The sequence below is a fragment of the Thermophilibacter gallinarum genome (genome assembly GCF_014982725.1).
Classification (GTDB): domain Bacteria; phylum Actinomycetota; class Coriobacteriia; order Coriobacteriales; family Atopobiaceae; genus Thermophilibacter; species Thermophilibacter gallinarum.
In genome coordinates this window covers 40,378-58,717 of the sequence record NZ_JADCJZ010000001.1, presented here as the reverse complement: position 1 = coordinate 58,717, position 18,340 = coordinate 40,378, and the positions used below count along the sequence as shown (strand labels likewise).

Sequence of the window (18,340 nt, the reverse complement as noted above, 5' to 3'; positions counted from 1 at the left end):
GCTCCGCTACTCGTGGCTCGCGCGCCACATCCTCAGGTAGCGCCCGACGTTGCCGGACTCGAGCTGCGAGACGTTGCCCGACGGCAGCGACCTCACGAAGAGGCTCCCGTAGCGCTTGGTGGCCACGCGGGAGTCCGCCAGCACCAGCACGCCGGTGTCCGACGCGCTGCGGATCAGGCGGCCGGCGGCCTGCTTCACCGAGATTACGGCCTCGGGCAGCGAGTAGCGCCACCACGCGCGCTCCTCGCGCAGGTCGCGCTCGCGGACGAGCGGCTCAGTGGGGCTCGCAAAAGGAAGCTTGGGGATCACCACGCAGCGCAGGGTGTCCCCCGCCGCGTCGAAGCCCTCCCAGAACGAGCGGAGCGCCATGAGCGAGAGGGTCTTCTCGGCCATGAAGCGCGTGCGCAGCCGCCGCGGCGAGGACCCGCGCTCCTGGCAGGCGAGCTCCAGCCCCTCGGCGGCGAGCCGATCGCGCAGGCCCTCGTAGACGCGCTCCATCTCGCGCCTGTTGGTGAACAGCGTGAGCACCGAGCCCCCCATAGCCACGTGCACGTCGAAGAGCAGGTCCTCCAGGGCCTCGAGGTAGCCCCGCTCGCTCGGCGCGGGCAGGTCGCGCGCCACCACCACGGACATGTGCGCGTCGTAGTCGAAGCTCGAGTCCAGGCGCACGTCGCGATGCGACCCCTCCGGCAGCTCGGCGAGGCCCACGGCGCGGTCGAAGTGCGAGAAGTCGTCCCCGACGGCGATCGTCGCCGACGTGAAGACCACGCTCTGCGTCTCGGGCAGCCAGCGCCGCGCGATCTCCGCTCCCACGTCGAGCTTCTCGGCCACCAGCCGCTCGGAGGCGATTCGCTTGCGGGACTTGGAGAGCTGCGCGGAGTAGACGTAGCTCTCGTCGGTGCCGTCGCAGACGAGGCGTATGCCGGCGAGAAGGTCGCGCAGGTAGCGGGTCCTCTCGGCAAGGTCGCCCGCCGCCTGCGGGGCCTGCGGCTCCAGCGCCGCCTCCGCGTCGACGAGGGCGCGCACGGACTCGTCCAGCGCGTCGGTCGCCACCGACGCGGCGTCCCGCACGGCGGCCCACCCGGCCCCCTCGCGCACCTGCGCGTCGATCCAGAGCGTCAGCGTGTCGTAGCCCCCGTCGCCGCGCGCCTCGCCCGCGAGGGCGTGCACGGCCTCGAACAGGTCGGCGACGGCAACCGACGAGCGCGCCACCGAGGCGGCCGCCTTGGTGAGCAGCCCCACCATCAGCGTCGAGCCCTCGAGTGGCATCGCCTGCGTCAGGGCGGCGTGCAGGGCCCCGGAGCGCGTGCCGCCGATCGCCTCGAACACGGCCTTGGCCTCGCTCCCGGACACCTCGACCGCCCACTGGCGGCGCGCCTCGGCCTCGAAGGCGTGGGCCTCGTCGACCACCCAGTGGCGGATCGGGGGCAGGATGCGCCCCTCGGCCTCCACGTCGCGCAGGAGCAGGGAGTGGTTCGTCACGACCACGTCGGAGCACGAGGCGCGCCGGCGGGCGCCGTGAAGCATGCAGGTCCCGGGGTAGTACGGGCAGCGCCCGCGCTGGCACTCGCTCGAGGTGGTGGTGAGCATCTCGCGCGGGACGTAGCGCCAGCGGATGCCCAGGGCGTCGAGGTCGCCCTCCGGCGACTGGCAGGCGAACGCGTAGGTCACGGCTATGGCCGTGAGCATGTCGCAGCCCACGGCGTTGTCGGAGCGGCCGTCGTGCGGGACCGCCCCGAGCGGGAGCTCCTCGGTCGTCGCGCGGTCGAGCCGCCGCAGGCAGGGATAGTGGTCGTAGCCCTTCAGGCTCGTGAACGTGAGGCCCCCGGGCAGCGCCGCGGCGAGGGCCGGCAGCTCATGGCTCACGAGCTGGTCGGTCAGGGCGTTCGTCTTGGTCGCCACGCCCACGCTCACGTGGTTGCGCTGCGCGAACAGGACCTCGGGCAGCAGGTACGCCACGGACTTGCCCACGCCGGTCCCCGCCTCTATGGCGCGGTGGGTCGACGTCGCGAGCGCCTCGGTGACCTCGGCCGCCATCGCCGCCTGCTCGGGCCGGTGCTCGGCGTGCTCGTACATGCGCGAGACCACGCCCCCGCGGCCGAACTCGGCCGCGACCTCGTCCGCCGTGGGCGCCTCCAGCCGGTCGAGCTGGGCCGCGTCCGCCCGCGCGTCCCGCCCCAGGCCCCGCACGAGGTCGCCGCGGTGCGCGCGCAGCGAGAAGGGCTCGGGGTCGACCTCAGCCGCGCCGATCCCGGAGAGGTACGAGAGCACCGGTCGGAACGGCCAGTCCACCTCGGGGTGCATCGACGCCAGGCGGGCGAGAAGACCGGCAGGCAGGTCCGAGAGGGCGGTCAGCAGGATGCGCCACATGCCGCAGAGCGCGTCGACGTCGTCCTCGGCACGGTGCGTCACGGAGGCGCACCCGAAGGCCTCGGCCATGTCGGCGAGGCGGTGCGACGACAGCCGCGGCAGTGCGATGCGCGAGAGCGCGAGGGTGTCGATCCAGGTGTCGCTCACCCGGGCACCGCCCGGGACCGCTTCGACGAACGTGCGGTCGAAGATCGCGTTGTGCGCGAGCACGGGGCTGCCGGCGACGAAGTCCGCGAGCGCGGCGACTGCCTCCCGGGCGTCCGGCGCCCCGGCGACGTCCACGCTGCGTATGCCCGTGAGCCGCTCGATCTCCTTGGGGATGGGCATACCCGGGTCGACGAAGGTCTGGAAGCGGCCGACCACCTCGCGCCCGCAGAGGCGCGCGGCGGAGATCTCGATGAGCTCGCAGTCCTTGAACGAGAGGCCCGTGGTCTCCGTGTCGAGCACCACCACGTCCTCCTCGAGCGGCCCGAAGTCGAGCCCCCGGGCCCGTTCGGCGAGGCTCAGGTAGCGATCTCGCACGTCGGCGGGCGTGCCGGGCAGGAGGAGCTCGCCCACCGTGGCGGCGCTGCCCTCCGCCATGCGCTAGCCGCGCCTCTCGGCGCCCTCGAGCGCGTACTCGACGAAGCGCGTGCAGAGCTCGGGGAACTCGATGCCGCCGTGGCGGGCGGAGTCCGGCAGCAGGCTCTCGGCCGTCATGCCGGGGATGGTGTTGGTCTCCAGGATCACGGGTGTGCCGTCCGCGCGGACGATGAAGTCGCTGCGCGAGCAGCCGCGGCAGCCCAGCGCGCGGTGCGCGCGGACGGCGAGCTCCTGGGAACGCTTGTAGACGCCGGGCTCCAGACGCGCGGGGATGACGTGGTGCATCGCGGAGGGCTCGTACTTGACCTTGAGGTCGTAGAACTCCGAGCCCGTCACGATCTCGACGATGGGGAGGGCGTGGGCCTCCTCGCCGTTGCCGAGGACGGGCACGGTGATCTCCGTGCCCTCGACGCAGCTCTCCACCAGCACGCGGCCGCCGGCGCCCGCGGCGAGCCGCGCGGCGTCGGCGAGCTGGCCGCGCTCGGTGACGCGGGTGATGCCGTAGCTCGACCCGTTGGCGGCGGGCTTCACGAAGAGCGGCAGCCCCAGGCGCTCGACGAGCGCGTCGGCGGCCTTCTCGCTCAGCGGCTCGTCACCGGGCAGGTCGACGCCCTCGGGGACGGGGATGCCGGCGTCCTGGAACACCGCCTTGGCAAGCTGCTTCTCCGAGGCGACGGCAGAGGCGGCGACGCCGGAGAAGGTGTACGGGATGTGCAGGACCTCCAGGAGCCCCTGAACGCAGCCGTCCTCTCCGTAGACGCCGTGCAGCGCCACGAACGCGACGTCGTAGGACCCCGCGACGAGCCGCGCCACGAAGTCGTGCGCGGCGAGGTCGAGCAGGTCGACGCTCTGGAAGCCGGCCTCGCGGAGGGCCGCCTGGCACTCCGTGGCCGAGCTCAGCGAGATCTCCCGCTCGTCCGACCAACCGCCGCCAATGACCACGACGCGCTTGCCCAACAGCTGCTCTCTGTCCATCGGTGTCCCTTCGCCCCGGCGCGCATGCGCTAGACTCTCTGAGTGTTCACCCGAAGAGGATACTCCAACGGACGCGTCGCAGAGGACAGGGGCAGAGATGGGCACCAACGCAGACACCGAGAAGGACGCGAGAAGAGACGTCCACTCCCTCACGCGCGGCGAGCTCACGGAGCTCCTCGCCGGGCTCGGCCAGCCGGGCTTCCGCGCCAAGCAGGTCGAGGAGTGGGTGTGGTCCAAGAACGCCCGCTCGTGGGACGAGATGACCAACCTCCCCAAGGCTCTGCGCGAGCAGCTCGCCGAGCGGCTCACCCTGGGCGCCGTCGAGGAGGTCGCGCGCCAGGCCTCGTCGGACGGCAGCCGAAAGTACCTGCTTCGCCTCTCCGACGGCGTGTGCGTCGAGTGCGTGGGCATGCCGAGCGGCAGCCGCCTCGCCGTCTGCGCCTCCACGCAGGCGGGCTGCGCCATGGGCTGCGCCTTCTGCGCGACGGGCGGCGCGGGCCTCACGCGCTCGCTCACCGACGCCGAGATCTACGAGCAGGTCATGCACGTGCGCGACGACTTCGGCGAGCGCGTCACGAGCGTGGTCCTCATGGGCCAGGGCGAGCCCTTCATGAACTACGACGCCACGCTGGCGGCCCTGAGGCGTCTGAACTCCCCCGAGGGCGCCGGCATCGGCGCGCGCCATCTCACGGTCTCCACCTGCGGCGTGATTCCCCAGATCATGCGCTTCGCGAACGAGCCCGAGCAGTTCACGCTCGCCGTCTCCCTGCACTCCGCCGTCCAGAAGACGAGAAACGCCCTCATGCCCGGCGTCCGCAAGTACTCGCTCGTGAACCTCTACAACGCCATGGGCGAGTACGTCGACAAGACCGGGCGGCGCCCGACCTACGAGTACGCGCTCATCGGCGGCGTGAACGACACCGATGCCGAGCTCCAGGCGCTCTGCGACTTCTGCGAGGGGACGCTCGCCCACGTGAACCTCATCCAGCTGAACGAGGTCGAGGGGTCCAAGCTGCGCCCGAGCACGCCCGCCCGAGCCGAGGACTTTGTGCGGCGTCTCGCGTCGGTCGGCGTGGAGGCCACGGTGAGGAACTCCCGCGGGGCCGACATCGACGCCGCGTGCGGCCAGCTCAAACAGCGCGTCGAGCGCGGCAGGTAGCCCCTGCGACATCCCTGGCGAGAAGAGCGCCCCGGACCCGCAGGGAGTCCGGGGCGTATTCGTGTCTTTCTTGACTAGAACATACGTTCTAATATCCGAGCTGCTCCCAGTCGGAGATGGTCCTCTCCCGGTTGGGAAGACCGTCTTCCTCGACGAGCTGATCCCTATCGATCGCTCTGCTCACCTTGTCTGCGGCGTCGCGGACGCCTGACGCGCACTCTCTGAGCGACTCCTTCGCCGCGTCAGAGAGCAGGAACCTATAGGCGACCACGCCAGCCGCCGCGGCAATTGTTGCGAGCAGTAGTGTCCCCCCGATTCTCCTCATCAGTCGGACCACGACCTCGGGCCGGCGAGAAGCTCCACGATGTGGGCCAGCTCCTCCTCGTCGCTGAACTCGATCTCGACCTTGTTCTTGCCGCGCACACTCCTGACCTTAACGTTGGTGTCCAGGGCAAGGCGCATCTGACGGGCGGCTCGCTTGAACGACTGGGGCATCGGCGTACGCACTGCCCGCTCCGTGTGCTCACTGACAGAAAACAGCGGTGCGAGACTTTCTGTCTGACGGACCGACAGACGCTCCTCGACGACCTTCTTGGCAAGCCTGATGCGCCCGTCCTCGCTCGGCACGGCAAGGATCGCCCGGGCATGCCCTGCTGACAGACTCCCGTCGTCGACGAGCTCCTGCACCTCCTTGGGGAGGTCGAGCAGGCGAATGGTGTTGGTGATCGCCGAGCGGGACTTGGACAACGCCTTCGCGAGCTCCTCCTGCGTCAGACCCTTCTCCTTGATCAGCTGTCGATAGCCCCTCGCCTCCTCGAGCGGCGTGAGGTCGGAGCGCTGGAGGTTCTCAATGAGGGCGAGCTTGAAGACATCCTCGTCGGAGATGTCGCGAATGACGACCGGGACCTCCGTCAGACCGGCGGCTCGAGCCGCCTGGTACCTGCGCTCGCCTGCGACGATCTCGTATCCAGTGCCCTTCTTGCGAACGAGGATGGGCTGCAGGATGCCGTTCTGCTTGATGGAGTCGGTCAGCTCTGCGAGGTCCTCCGGCTTGAAGCGCTTTCTCGGCTGTCCCTTGTTCGGCTTTACACGGTCGATGGGAAGGGTCGAATCCGGGCGCATCCCAGCAGTCTCGGCGTCGGCCTCGCCGACGAGAAGCCCGAGACCCTTACCAAGCCCTGTTTTCTTAGCCACGAGCAACCACCTCTTTCGCCAGCTTCATGTATGCCAGAGATCCCTTGCTCACACGTGCGTACTTCACGACGGGAAGACCGTGGCTCGGCGCCTCGGACAGCTTCACGTTCCTCGGGATGATCGTGTTGAACATCTTCTTTCCGAAGTAACCCTTGACCTCCTCGACCACCTGGTTTGAGAGCGTCGTTCTGCTGTCGTACATCGTCATGAGCACACCAAAGATGTCGAGGTCAGGGTTCATGCGGCGCTTCACCATCTCCATCGACTCGAGGAGCTTTGCAACTCCCTCAAGTGCGTAGTACTCGCATTGGATGGGAATGAGCAGCGAGTTTGCCGCGATAAGTGCGTTGATGGTCAGAAGGCCAAGTGAGGGGGGACAGTCGATGAACACGTAGTCGAACTCGTCCTTCACCTTTGCGAGGGCATCCTTGAGGACAGACTCGCGAGCCATCGCAGTCACAAGCTCGATTTCTGCAGTCGCCAGCTGGATGGTTGCCGGGACGATGAAGACATTGGGCTCGCAGGTCTCCAAGATCACGTCCTCGATGGGATAATCGTGCAGAATCACGTCATAGACGTCGTGTTCGAGCTCTTCCTTCTCGATGCCGTAGCCACTCGTCGAGTTCCCCTGAGGGTCAAAGTCGACAACAAGTACCTTCTTCTTGTTCTCTCCCAACGTCGCAGAGAGATTGATGACCGTCGTCGACTTTCCAACGCCACCCTTCTGGTTGATGACAGCTATCACCTTGCTGTCGCGCTGGGGAAGTCCTCGCTTGGTATCTTTGTAGCTCATTTGACCTCCGTTTCACAGCCAAGCTCTAGTCAGCATGATACGAGAATGTTCCACGTGAAACATCCACATCTTTTCTCAATTTTGTTTTGCTCTCTGTTTTACGTCAAAACGGGCTGTTTCACGTGAAACTACTTCAGACCAAGTGGACTGTTCTTAGCCATGCCTACCTTGCGCGGCAGCTTAATCTTGCTCTTTCTGACACGCCTATACAGAAGGATCTCACGATGTCCAAGATCTCGTGGAAGCTCAAAGGTTTCACGTGAAACAAGGGCAAGTCCGCAAATCTCAGCGGCACGCTCTGCCTCGAGGAGCTCGCTGTCCTCAGGACGGCCCTTCTCGACAACAAGCATGCCGTTTTGCTTCAGAAAGGGAGTAGCGTATTCGATGAGCACGTTCGTCTGTGCAACAGCGCGCGCGAAGACGTAGTCCTGTGAACCAGGGATCATACGAGCAAGATCCTCGAGACGCGAGTGCTTTGTCGAAACCCCTGTCAGTCTGAGCTGTCGAGCAAACTCTTCGACCGCTGCAACCTTCTTTCCGACAGAGTCGACGAGAAGTGCCTGGGCACCAGTGAGCACTGCGACGGGGACGCCAGGAAAGCCGGCACCCGTTCCCATATCGAGGAAGCTATCCTCAGGTCTGATGGTTATCTCATCACAGGAAAGCGGCAGCAGTGAGTCGACGAGGTGCAGTGTCACGGCCTCGACAGGGTCTGAGATGCGCGTCAGATTAACGACCTTGTTCTTCTCGATGACTAGATCGAGATAGGACACGAGCAGATTACCCTGCTCCTCGGAACAGGGGATGCCATAGGTGGCGAGCTCCTTGCGTAGTTGCAGAACAAGATCCATGTCGGTCACACTCTCTGACAGAAACCAGTGTCTCAAAAGGAATTGTCACAGAAATGGGGAGGGCACTCAACATGCCCTCCCCATCGATTCGTATATGGATGCAAGCCTAGCGAACCGCCGTGATGACGACCCTGCGCTCGGGCTCCTCACCCTCGGAGTGCGTGGTCACACCCTCGTCACCGACGAGCGCCAGATGGACGATGCGACGCTCGTAGGCGTTCATCGGAGACAGCGTGACCTTCCCGCCACGCTCCTTGGCGCGAGCGGCGGAGCTGCGCGCCATGTCCTCAAGCTTCTTGCGACGGCGGGACTTGTAGCCCTCGATGTCGACGACGATGGGATAGTAGAACTTGATGCGGCTGCTCATGAGAGACGTCAGCACCATCTGAAGCGCGTCGAGCGTGCGACCGTGGCGTCCGATGAGGACGGCGAGGTCACCGCCGTTCACGTCGAGAATGAGCTCACCATTCTCGCCGTCGTACTCGTCGATGGAGCAGGAGTCCTCGCCGAAGAGGGAGAGGATCCCCTTGAGATAGCCGACGGCAAGGTCCGCGATGCGATCCATCTCGTCGTCGCTCAGCTCCTCGCCAGCCTCGAATCGGCTGCGGATGTCAGAGAAGTCGTCCTCGACGACGGTAGGGGCGCTCTGCTCCTCCGTCTCCTCAAGGATCTGAGTCTCTGTGTCCTCGGCCATGTCCGCCTCCTGTGAAAACAGATAAATCAGTGAATTAGAAATCTACTATCACAACAGTTGTTGGTCTGTTGTCGCTAGTTCTTCTTGTGCGGACGCGGCTTCTTCTCGCGACGCACGACGTCAACCTCGATCGGCCTGCTGGCCGCCTCGGCCTCCGCCTCCGCCTCCGCCTTCGCCTTCTCGACGACGCGCTGCGTGATCACCTTCTGCTGGACGACCTGCCAGAGGGAGGAGGTCACGTAGTAGAGCAGGACGGCGGCGGGCACGCCCCAGCCGAAGACGAGCATCATGACGGACATGACCGCACCCATCGTCATGGTCTGGGAGCGCTGGGAGGCGTCCTGCATGGAGGTGTTGAGCACCATGGGGATGAAAGTCAGGACGCCAAAGAGAGCGACGAGGATGAGGTAAGGCGCCGCGGCCGCCCAGTTCCCGGACTCCACCATCTGGGAGCAGGAGACCGAGATGGACGGGAGGATGCTGAAGAAGCTCGCGTTGGCGTCGAGCTGGGAGATGTCGCGGGCAACCGAGAAGAGGCCGAAGAAGACAGGCATCTGCAGGATGATGGGGAGGCAGCCGCCGAGCGGGTTGAACTTCATGTCGGCGTAGACCTTGCGCAGCTCCTCGGCCTGGCGGGTCGGGTCGTCCGCGTAGCGCTCCTGGATCTCCTTCAGCTTGGGCTGCATGACCTGCATGCGAGCCGTGGACTTCGTGGAGTGGGCCATGAGCGGCGTGAGGATGAGGCGGATGATCACCGTCAGGACGATGACCGCGAGACCCCAGTCCCCGACGAACCCCTCGATGCCCGAGAGGACGGACGTAAGAAAGCTAATAAACCATTCCCACATGGTTCCTCCGTGGCCCGTCTCCCTCAGGGGACGGGGTCATAACCTCCGGCGTGAAGGGGGTGACACCTGAGAATCCTGCGAAACGCAAGCGCTCCCCCTCGAACAAGCCCGTACTTCTCGATGGCGCGATAGGCATACTCGGAACACGTGGGCGAGTAGATGCACCGTGCGGGAAGCTGCGGGGAGATTCGCCTCTGATAGAAACGAATCAGGGCGCGGGCACCCCGTGCGGGGAGCGCGCCCAGAGTACCGGGAACCATCTATGCGTCGACCTTCTTGAGGAGCTTCCTCAGGGAGGCGGCGACCTCCTGCGGGTTGCTGTCGTGCGTCTCGTTCGTGGAGAAGAGAATCACGTCGCGGCCTGCGACGGGAAGACCCTCCAGCCGAGCGGCCTCGCGCAGCACGCGCTTGCACCTGTTGCGGTACACCGCGTTGCCGAGCCGCTTGGCGGCGACGAAGGCGACCCTGCCGGGCCTTCCGTCCCCCGTCGCGACCGAGCGGACGCGAACGAGGCGGTCTCCCGACCGTCTCCCCCGCGAGAAGACCCGCTCGAAGTCCCCCCTGGACTTGATGGTCCCCTTCACGGCACTAGACGGTGAGGCGCTTGCGACCCTTCGCACGACGGCGGGCGAGAACCGCGCGGCCGCCCTTGGTGGCCATGCGGGCACGGAAGCCGTGGGTGGTGGCGCGCTTGCGCTTGTTGGGCTGGTACGTACGCTTCATTTCTATTCCTCCCGATTGGGTATGAACGTCCAGATAGAGCAATAAGCTCAGAGATTGTAAAGGTCTCGCGCGGGCGCTGTCAATTTTCACGACAGAATATCTTCACGATTGCTCCGCAGGTAGAGAGCACAGGAAGGCCCATGCGGCGCTTCTCGGCCGCTCGTGAAATCCCGATTTCACGAAACCGAAGAATGGATTCATTCTTCCAAATCGAGAAACCACGTCGTTTCAATGCTATGATTTTTCAGAATTTCCTCCCGTGTCAGACGAGTTATCAACAAGTTTTTATCGCCTGTTGAAAAGTTTCATTCGAATAGAATTCTCAGCGAAAAGTTTTCTACAGGTGACGAACGGTTGTCGAAAGGTAAGCAGTGCCGCAGGACTTCTATCCATTCGTCGAGAACGGCGAGACGGACGTCACGGACGGGCGCACGGGCTCCATCCAGGTCGAGCATCCCGCGCGCGTGGCCGTCTACGACGACGCCTCGGCGGCTCCGCGCGTGGTCGTCATAGAGCCCCAGGACGTGCGCTCCTACCTCGAGGAGATAACGGCGACCGTGACCAGGCTCGCCCGCGAGCAGGGCGGCGCCATACCCTTCATGGTCATACGCGAGATCGTGGAGAACTTCATCCACGCCTACTTCCAGGCCCCCACGATCTCGATCCTCGACAACGGCAACACCATCCGCTTCTCCGACCAGGGCCCGGGGATACGCGAGAAGGGCCTGGCCCTCGAGTTCGGCACCTCCTCGGCGACCGAGGAGATGAAGCGCTACATCCGCGGGGTGGGGAGCGGCCTTCCCTACGTCCAGCAGTACATGGAGGACAAGGGCGGGAGCCTCGAGGTCGAGGACAACATAGCCGGCGGCACCGTCGTCACGCTCTCGACGAGGCCCGCGGACGAGGCCCGCGGCATATCCGGCGCCGAGCGCCTCGGCGCGCAGGAGGCACCCGCGGCCGTGGCCGCACCCGCGTGGCAGGGAGCGCCATCGCAGACCTACTGGACGCACTCGCAGCAGCAGACCTGGCCCGCAGCAGTCCCGCCGCAACCCTGGCCCGCGACGGCCCCACAGCAGCCGGCGTACGCCCACGCACCCGCCGCGCCTCAGATGCCCGCGATCGAGCTCGACGAGCGCTCGTCCAACGCCGTCTCCCTCATCGCCGCGCGCGGCAGCGCCGGCCCGTCCGACCTCACGCGAGCCTTCGGCTCGTCAGGTCCCACGTGGTCGCGGGTACTCTCCAACCTCGCCGCGCAGGGCATCGTGACCAAGGTCGGGCAGAAGTATCAGCTCACCGGGATTGGACGCACGCTCGTCTAGGTTCTCCGGGCCAAGTTATCTACAATCGCTATACTATGCGTCGCTGTTTTCAACAATCGGGAATGCGACACATATGGAACTCTCTCTGGAATCAGACGCCGAGGCTCTGTGGCAGGACACCCTTGACCTGCTCGCCGCGCGGGACCTCCCCGAGTCGACGCTCGCCATGCTCAGGAACTGCACACCCACGAGCATGGAGGGGGGCACGCTGCGCCTCGAGACCCCGATGAGGCTCGTGCTCAAGACCGTCTCGAAGAACGCCTCAATCATCGAGGAGTGCCTCTCGCAGGCAGCCTTCGAGCCCATACGCCTCGACCTCGAGTTCGCGCCCGCGCAGGCGCGGCCCGCCGCGGCCCCCACCTCCTCCATGTCCCGCGAGGAGGCGGACAGCTGGGCGGCCGCCACCGGCGACGGACACGTCGCCACCTGGAGCGGCCCGACCACGCGCGTCATCGCCGAGGACACCTGGGAGGAGAACAGCGGCGAGGAGGCCCGCGCGGCCGCCGCGATGCGCCGCAGGAACAACCCGCTCGTCGAGGACATCTCCCAGACGACCTCCAAGCTCACCTTCGACCGCTTCGTCCGCGGCGAGGAGAACGACATCGCCTACCAGGCCGCCCTCCAGGTGGCCAACGGCATGAACAGCACCTACAACCCGCTGTTCATCTACGGCAAGAGCGGCCTCGGCAAGACCCACCTGCTGCGCGCCATCCAGAACTACGTGGCAAAGAACGACCCGTCGCGCCTGTGCGTCTACCGCGACGCGTCCTCCTTCATAACCGACTACACCGAGGCCATGCGCCACTCCGAGCGCTCGGCGGCCGCGGCACTCAGGCAGAGCTATGCCGACGTCGACGTCCTCATCATCGACGACGTCCAGAAGATGTCCGGCAAGGCCGGCACGCTCGGCTTCTTCTTCGACACCTTCAACGAGCTCATCGCCAACGGCAAGCAGATCGTGCTCGCCGCCGACCGGACCCCGGCACAGCTCGGCATGGGCAAGGACGGGTTCGACGAGCGCATCACGAGCCGCCTCTCCGCCGGCTTCACCACGCCCATCCAGGTCCCGAGCTACGAGCTCAAGCTCCGCCTCATCGAGACCTTCTGCGAGCGCATGCGCGACGACGCCGTGCGCGAGAACGTGGCCGGCCTGACGGGCACCGTCCCGCCCGAGGCCCGCAGCTACATGGCCGAGCGCGCGGGCAACAACATCCGCGTCATCGAGGGCTTCTGCCAGCGCTGCCTCTTCGCCGCCACCACCGCGGAGCGCAGGGGCTCCTCCATAACGAAGGAGGAGATCGAGACCGTGGCCAAGGAGTGCTGGCCCAGCTCCGGGCGAGCCGTCTCTATCGAGGACGTGCAGCGCGCGGTCGAGAAGTTCTATGACATCGACCACTCGAGCCTCGTGGGCAACAAGCGCCACAAGGGGCTCATGGAGGCGCGCCACGTGGCCATCTGGCTCTCACGCGAGCTCTGCGACCGCACGCTCGCGGACATCGGCAAGCACTTCGGCGGGCGCAGCCACGCCACCGTCATGCACAGCATCAGCGTCGTGGACGAGGCCAAGCGGGAGGACAAGACCTTCTACGACCGTCTCATGCAGATCCGCGAGTCGATCACCGGAAACGTCTGACGCTGTAGACCGTCTGTGGGAACGTTGTAGAAAGGGGGTGAAAAGGAGGGAATCGATGTCGAACGTTTTTCTCGCCGTCTCTCCGATGTCGGTAGCTGTTGAATTCCAAGCCCCGTCACATGACGAGAAGAACTACCTCTGACCTCGCGGGTCTCGACTTTTCTTCTTTTCTGCAGACTCTTTTACTACTACTGTTCTTATTCTTTTTAATAAGTACCTAGAAGAAGGGGCACCCGATGAAGTTCACAGTCAGCCAGTCCTCCCTGATGAAGGCCCTCACCGTCGTGTCGAAGGGCATGGGGACCAACTCGACGCTGCCCATACTCTCCGGAATCTATCTCCGCGCGGCGGAGGGGACCCTTGAGCTCCAGACGAACAACCTCACGATCTCCATCCGCCACCTCGTCCCGGCCAACGTGGAGGAGGAGGGCGAGACCGTGGTCTCCGGCAAGGTGCTCCTCAACATCGCCAAGACGCTTCCGGACGCGGCCGTGACGTTCGAGACCGAGGGCCGCATGGTCACGATCTCCTGCGTGAAGTCCACGTTCCGCCTCAACACGCTCTCGGCGGCCGACTGGTCGTCCTTCCCCGAGGTCGAGGCCCAGCGCACGATCGAGCTGCCGAGCGAGCTGCTCGCCCGCATGGTCGACAAGGTCTACCGCGTCACCTCGAAGGAGCCGACGCGCCAGTACCTGCAGGGAATCCAGCTCACGGTCGAGGACAACACGATCCGGCTCGTGGCCACCGACTCCTTCCGCCTGGCGGTCTGCGACTCCTCCGTCGAGGCCGCTCCCGAGGAGCCCTTCTGCTCGGTCATCAACGGTGCCGTCTTCCACGACGTCCTCGCCATGCCCTCCATGACCGACACCCTGTCGATCGGGACGAGCGAGAACCAGGTCGTCTTCACGTTCGGGACGACGACGTTCGTGACGCGCCAGCTCGAGGGCAACTTCCCCTCCTACCGTCAGCTCCTTCCCCAGTCCTGCGCGACCGCGGCGACCCTCAACGTCGAGGAGTTCTCCTCGGCGCTCAAGCGCGTCTCCGTCATCGCGCAGCAGAAGGCGACGATCCGCTTTGACGTCGACGCCGACGGGGGCCTCATCCGCCTCTCCGCGAGCTCCCCGGACCAGGGGGACTCCTCCGAGACGATCTCGTGCGAGGTGGAGGGGCAGACGCTCTCGATCGGCCTCAACTACCACTACGTCTTCGACTGCGTGAACGCCGTCTCCGACGCGAGCGAGGTGCGCCTGGAGCTCCAGAGCGCCAACCAGCCGAGCATCTTCAAGTGCAACGGCAAGATCAACTACCTCTACCTGCTCATGCCGATGCGCCTCTAGGTGTTCGATGGGGCTTCTCGTCACGCACCTGTCCCTCGCGGACTTCAGGAACTTCGAGCGCCTGGAGCTCGAGCCGTCGCCGACCGTGACCGTGCTCGTGGGGCACAACGCCGTGGGCAAGACCAACACGGTCGAGGCGCTGCAGCTGCTCACCGCGGGCACGTCCTTCCGCCGGCCCTCCCCGCGCGAGCTCGTGCGCGAGGGGGAGCGCTCGGCGCGCCTGGACGCGCGGCTCGAGGGTGACGGGCGCGTCATAGAGCTTCGCTGCGACGTGACGACCGAGCCCTCCGCGCGGCGCTTCTCGCGCAACGGCAAGCGGTGCCAGGCCGCGGACATGCCCGGCGACCTCATGTCGGTGCTCTTCTCGCCGGACGACCTGTCCCTGGTCAAGGGCTCGGCGCGCCTGAGGCGAGACGAGCTGGACGCCTTCGGGCGCCAGGCGAACCGCGGCTACGCCAACGTGCTCGCCGCCTACCAGCGCTCCGTCGAGCAAAGGAACCGCCTGCTGAGGGACGAGTACCCCGACCCCTCCCTGCTCGACGCCTGGGACGCGTCGGTGTCCCTGGGCGGGGCGACGCTCCTGGCGGCGCGCCTCAGGATGTTCACCCGCCTGGCGGAGAAGGTCTCGCGCGCCTACGAGGCGATCGCCGGCGGGGAGAGCCTCTCGTGCGCCTACCGGTGCACCCTCGGGGAGGGCTGCGAGGGCATGGGCCGAGAAGAGCTGCGCGAGCTGCTCCTCGAGCGGCTGGCCGCGAACAGGCCCGAGGACCTGCGGCGCCAGCAGACCTGCGTCGGGCCGCACCGGGACGACGTCACCTTCACGGTGGGCGGCCGCGACGCGCGGACCTACGCCTCGCAGGGACAGCAGCGCTCCGTGGTGCTCGCGCTCAAGATGGCGGAGGTGGAGCTCGCCGGGGAGATCCTGGGGAGCCGCCCCGTGCTTCTGCTCGACGACGTCATGAGCGAGCTCGACGAGCGGCGCCGCGCCGCGGCGGTCGAGTTCGTGGGGGGCGGCATACAGACGCTGATAACGACGACGAACCTCGGGTACTTCTCGCCCGAGCTCCTCGCCGCCGCCGAGGTGGTGAGGTTCGGTGAGTGAGAGAGACCGAGACGCCCGCGCGGCGAGAAGCGAGATAGAGCGGGAGACCGTCCGGCGCGAGCGCGCCGCGGAGAGCCTCGCCGACCTGCTCGGGGACGTCGCCGCGAACGAGGACATGGGCGATGGCCTGCGCTCCACGTGGAACGTCGGCAGGGCGTGGTTCTCGGTCAACGGGGACTACGAGCGAGCCCACACCGTGGGGACCTACGTCGACGACCGCCGAGCGGGCGTCGACCCGGTGCTCGTGGTCTACGTGGACAGCAAGGCGAGCGAGGTCGACCTCATGGCCCGCCGGGAGATCTACCCCGCGCGGCTCGCGACCTGCGGCCTACGCTTCTCCGAGGTCCGCTTCAAGCTCTCCAGGCAGCGCTACCTGGACCGGCGCGCGGACGCCTCCCGACCGGTGGCGGCCCCGAAGGCCGCGCGACCCCTCCCGGAGCTCACCGCGGAGGAGGAGCGCCGCGTGGACGAGCTCTGCGCGGGGCTTCCCGAGCAGCTGCGCGACAGCGTCTCTCGGGCGATGAGAGTGTCCTACCAAGCACAGAAGCAAGAACATAGCTAATTTGTTGAGAAGGGCCTTAGAAGCTCTCTCACAGCCTCACAACCGCTATCATTGCTTGGGTTATGCCTGTTTTGGTATCAGCCCGAGCAAGACAGACGCCTTTTGGGACAAACCATCGGCGAGAGGATGTGAGCGTGGCAAAGAAGAACGACTACGGCGGGGATTCCATCAAGATCCTCGAGGGCCTCGAGGCGGTGCGCAAGCGCCCCGGCATGTACATCGGCACGACGTCCGCGTCCGGCCTGCACCACCTCGTGTGGGAGATCGTGGACAACTCCGTCGACGAGGCCATGGCCGGCTTCTGCTCCAAGATCAAGGTGACCGTCCACCCGGACAACTCCATCACCGTCGACGACAACGGCCGCGGCATCCCCGTGGAGAAGCACCCCGTCAAGAAGATCCCGACCCTCGAGGTCGTCCTCACGATCCTGCACGCCGGCGGCAAGTTCGACAACAACGCCTACAAGGTCTCCGGCGGCCTGCACGGCGTCGGCGTCTCCGTCGTCAACGCCCTCTCCAAGAAGCTCGTCGCCCAGGTCAAGCGCGACGGCAAGATCTACGAGATGGTCTTCGAGCGCGGCAAGACCGTGCAGAAGATGAAGGTCGTGGGCAGCTCCAAGGCCACGGGCACCTCCATCACGTTCTGGCCCGACGAGGAGATCTTCGAGACCACCACCTACAGCTACGACACCCTGCACGACCACCTGCAGGAGACGGCGTTCCTCAACAAGAATCTCAAGATCACGCTGGTCGACGAGCGCGAGCTCACCCCGCGCACCGACGAGTTCTGCTACGCCGGCGGCATCATCGACTTCGTGAAGTTCCTCAACGCCGAGAAGGACATCCTGCCCGGCCTCTCCCGCCCGATCTACATCGAGGGTCGCTCCGCCGCGGACGCCCCCGAGGCGCAGACCGGCGAGGTCGAGGTGTCCATGCAGTGGAACACCGGCTACTCGGAGCACACCCTCTCCTTCGCCAACGACATCTACACCGAGGAGGGCGGCATGCACCTCGAGGGCTTCCGCACGGCCCTCACCAAGGTGATCAATGACTACGGTCGCGCCAAGAACATCATCAAGGAGAAGGACGCCAACCTCACCGGCGACGACATCCGCGAGGGCCTCACGGCGGTCATCTCCGTCAAGCTGCCCGACCCGCAGTTCGAGGGTCAGACCAAGGCCAAGCTCGGCAGCTCCTACATGCGCACGCTCGTGAACCGCGTGGTGTCTCAGGGCATGGCCGAGTACCTCGAGGAGCACCCCAACCAGGCCAAGGAGATCCTCAAGAAGGCCTCCCAGGCCGCCAAGGGCCGCCTCGCCGCGCAGAAGGCGCGTCAGGCCACACGCCGAAAGAGCCTGCTCGAGAGCGCGGCGCTGCCCGGCAAGCTGGCCGACTGCTCCGTGCGCGACCCCGAGATGACCGAGCTCTTCATCGTGGAGGGCGACTCCGCAGGCGGCTCGGCCAAGGACGGGCGCCGCCGCGACATCCAGGCCATCCTGCCCCTGCGCGGCAAGATCCTGAACGTCGAGCGCGTGCAGGACCACCGCGCCTTCTCCTCCGACACCATTCAGGCGCTCATCACCGCCATCGGCACCGGCGTGACCACCGGCTCCGGCGAGGGCGGCGACTTCGACATCTCCAAGGCCCGCTACCACAAGATCATCATCATGACGGACGCCGACGTCGACGGCGCGCACATCCGCATCCTGCTGATGACCTTCTTCTACAAGTACATGCGCCCGCTCATCGACGCCGGCTACGTCTACATCGCCACGCCGCCGATCTTCGGCATCAAGGTGCGCAACAAGATCCACTACGTCTACCCGGACGGCAAGACGCCCGAGGACGAGATCTTGAACCGCTCCATCCGCGAGCTCGGCCTCAACCCCAACGAAGAGGACGAGTCCGACGCCAAGTCCCAGGCCGCGATCAAGGGCTCGGGACGCCGCCGCAAGGGCTACTCCGTCCAGCGCTACAAGGGCCTGGGCGAGATGGACCCCAAGCAGCTGGCCTCCACGACGATGGACCCCAAGACCCGCATCCTCCAGCGCGTGAGCATCGAGGACGCCGCCATGGCCGACCGCGCCGTCCGCGAGCTCATGGGCAACCAGGTCGAGTACCGCCGCGACTACATCGAGAAGCACGCCCACGACGCCCGCTTCCTCGACGCGTAACCACCCCGACGGGGTGTGGAAAAG

General features: G+C 66.1%; 18 protein-coding genes. 7 read left to right on the top strand and 11 right to left on the bottom strand.

Going from position 1 to position 18,340, the window contains the following annotated elements:
• Positions 1–6 precede the first annotated feature (6 nt).
• Together INF26_RS00290 and INF26_RS00285 are read right to left on the bottom strand one after the other, a co-directional pair.
• Positions 7–2,952: a helicase C-terminal domain-containing protein gene (locus INF26_RS00290; RefSeq protein ID WP_193528771.1), complete on the bottom strand. Its 2,946-nt coding sequence runs from the start codon at positions 2,950–2,952 to the stop codon at positions 7–9.
• A gap of 3 nt (positions 2,953–2,955) precedes the next feature.
• Positions 2,956–3,927 (bottom strand): D-alanine--D-alanine ligase family protein, encoded by a 972-nt coding sequence (locus INF26_RS00285; RefSeq protein WP_193528770.1) that lies wholly within the window; start codon positions 3,925–3,927, stop codon positions 2,956–2,958.
• A 97-nt stretch (positions 3,928–4,024) separates the two neighbouring features.
• Between INF26_RS00285 and rlmN the strand changes: the two genes are divergently transcribed.
• Positions 4,025–5,086 (top strand): 23S rRNA (adenine(2503)-C(2))-methyltransferase RlmN, encoded by a 1,062-nt coding sequence (gene rlmN / locus INF26_RS00280; RefSeq protein WP_193528769.1) that lies wholly within the window; start codon positions 4,025–4,027, stop codon positions 5,084–5,086.
• An 88-nt stretch (positions 5,087–5,174) separates the two neighbouring features.
• Here rlmN and INF26_RS00275 read toward each other — a convergent pair whose 3' ends face one another.
• From INF26_RS00275 to rpmH, 9 genes are all read right to left on the bottom strand, one after another.
• On the bottom strand, positions 5,175–5,411 hold the full coding sequence (locus INF26_RS00275; RefSeq protein WP_193528768.1) for a hypothetical protein: 237 nt from the start codon (positions 5,409–5,411) through the stop codon (positions 5,175–5,177).
• Positions 5,411–6,280 (bottom strand): ParB/RepB/Spo0J family partition protein, encoded by an 870-nt coding sequence (locus INF26_RS00270; RefSeq protein ID WP_193528767.1) that lies wholly within the window; start codon positions 6,278–6,280, stop codon positions 5,411–5,413. The genes INF26_RS00275 and INF26_RS00270 overlap by 1 nt, the downstream gene beginning before the upstream one ends.
• Positions 6,273–7,073: a ParA family protein gene (locus INF26_RS00265; protein WP_193528766.1), complete on the bottom strand. Its 801-nt coding sequence runs from the start codon at positions 7,071–7,073 to the stop codon at positions 6,273–6,275. The genes INF26_RS00270 and INF26_RS00265 overlap by 8 nt, the downstream gene beginning before the upstream one ends.
• A 128-nt stretch (positions 7,074–7,201) precedes the next feature.
• Positions 7,202–7,924: a 16S rRNA (guanine(527)-N(7))-methyltransferase RsmG gene (gene rsmG / locus INF26_RS00260; protein WP_193528765.1), complete on the bottom strand. Its 723-nt coding sequence runs from the start codon at positions 7,922–7,924 to the stop codon at positions 7,202–7,204.
• 106 nt (positions 7,925–8,030) lie between these two features.
• On the bottom strand, positions 8,031–8,618 hold the full coding sequence (locus tag INF26_RS00255) for a Jag family protein (protein ID WP_193528764.1): 588 nt from the start codon (positions 8,616–8,618) through the stop codon (positions 8,031–8,033).
• Positions 8,619–8,692: 74 nt separating this feature from the next.
• Entirely contained in the window at positions 8,693–9,466 is a 774-nt protein-coding gene (locus tag INF26_RS00250; protein WP_193528763.1) for a YidC/Oxa1 family membrane protein insertase, read from the bottom strand.
• 23 nt (positions 9,467–9,489) lie between these two features.
• Complete coding sequence (gene yidD / locus INF26_RS00245) at positions 9,490–9,726, bottom strand: membrane protein insertion efficiency factor YidD (RefSeq protein ID WP_193528762.1); 237 nt, start codon at positions 9,724–9,726, stop codon at positions 9,490–9,492.
• Positions 9,727–10,050, bottom strand: a complete 324-nt coding sequence (rnpA, locus tag INF26_RS00240) for a ribonuclease P protein component (RefSeq protein ID WP_193528761.1) — start codon at positions 10,048–10,050, stop codon at positions 9,727–9,729. It lies immediately after the preceding gene.
• A 4-nt stretch (positions 10,051–10,054) separates the two neighbouring features.
• Positions 10,055–10,189, bottom strand: a complete 135-nt coding sequence (gene rpmH / locus INF26_RS00235) for a 50S ribosomal protein L34 (RefSeq protein WP_072373740.1) — start codon at positions 10,187–10,189, stop codon at positions 10,055–10,057.
• 371 nt (positions 10,190–10,560) lie between these two features.
• Between rpmH and INF26_RS00230 the strand changes: the two genes are divergently transcribed.
• The 6 genes from INF26_RS00230 (at position 10,561) to gyrB (ending at position 18,316) form a co-directional block, all read left to right on the top strand.
• Entirely contained in the window at positions 10,561–11,508 is a 948-nt protein-coding gene (locus INF26_RS00230; protein WP_193528760.1) for an ATP-binding protein, read from the top strand.
• A gap of 73 nt (positions 11,509–11,581) precedes the next feature.
• Positions 11,582–13,141, top strand: coding sequence for a chromosomal replication initiator protein DnaA (gene dnaA, locus INF26_RS00225; protein WP_193528759.1), 1,560 nt, complete (start codon positions 11,582–11,584; stop codon positions 13,139–13,141).
• A gap of 236 nt (positions 13,142–13,377) precedes the next feature.
• Positions 13,378–14,478, top strand: coding sequence for a DNA polymerase III subunit beta (gene dnaN, locus INF26_RS00220; protein ID WP_193528758.1), 1,101 nt, complete (start codon positions 13,378–13,380; stop codon positions 14,476–14,478).
• A 7-nt stretch (positions 14,479–14,485) separates the two neighbouring features.
• A complete protein-coding gene (gene recF / locus INF26_RS00215) occupies positions 14,486–15,580 on the top strand; it encodes a DNA replication/repair protein RecF (protein WP_193528757.1) in 1,095 nt (364 codons plus the stop codon).
• Positions 15,573–16,142, top strand: a complete 570-nt coding sequence (locus tag INF26_RS00210; RefSeq protein WP_193528756.1) for a hypothetical protein — start codon at positions 15,573–15,575, stop codon at positions 16,140–16,142. Before recF ends, INF26_RS00210 begins: the two co-directional genes overlap by 8 nt.
• A 134-nt stretch (positions 16,143–16,276) precedes the next feature.
• Positions 16,277–18,316, top strand: a complete 2,040-nt coding sequence (gene gyrB / locus INF26_RS00205; protein ID WP_193528755.1) for a DNA topoisomerase (ATP-hydrolyzing) subunit B — start codon at positions 16,277–16,279, stop codon at positions 18,314–18,316.
• Positions 18,317–18,340: the final 24 nt, after the last annotated feature.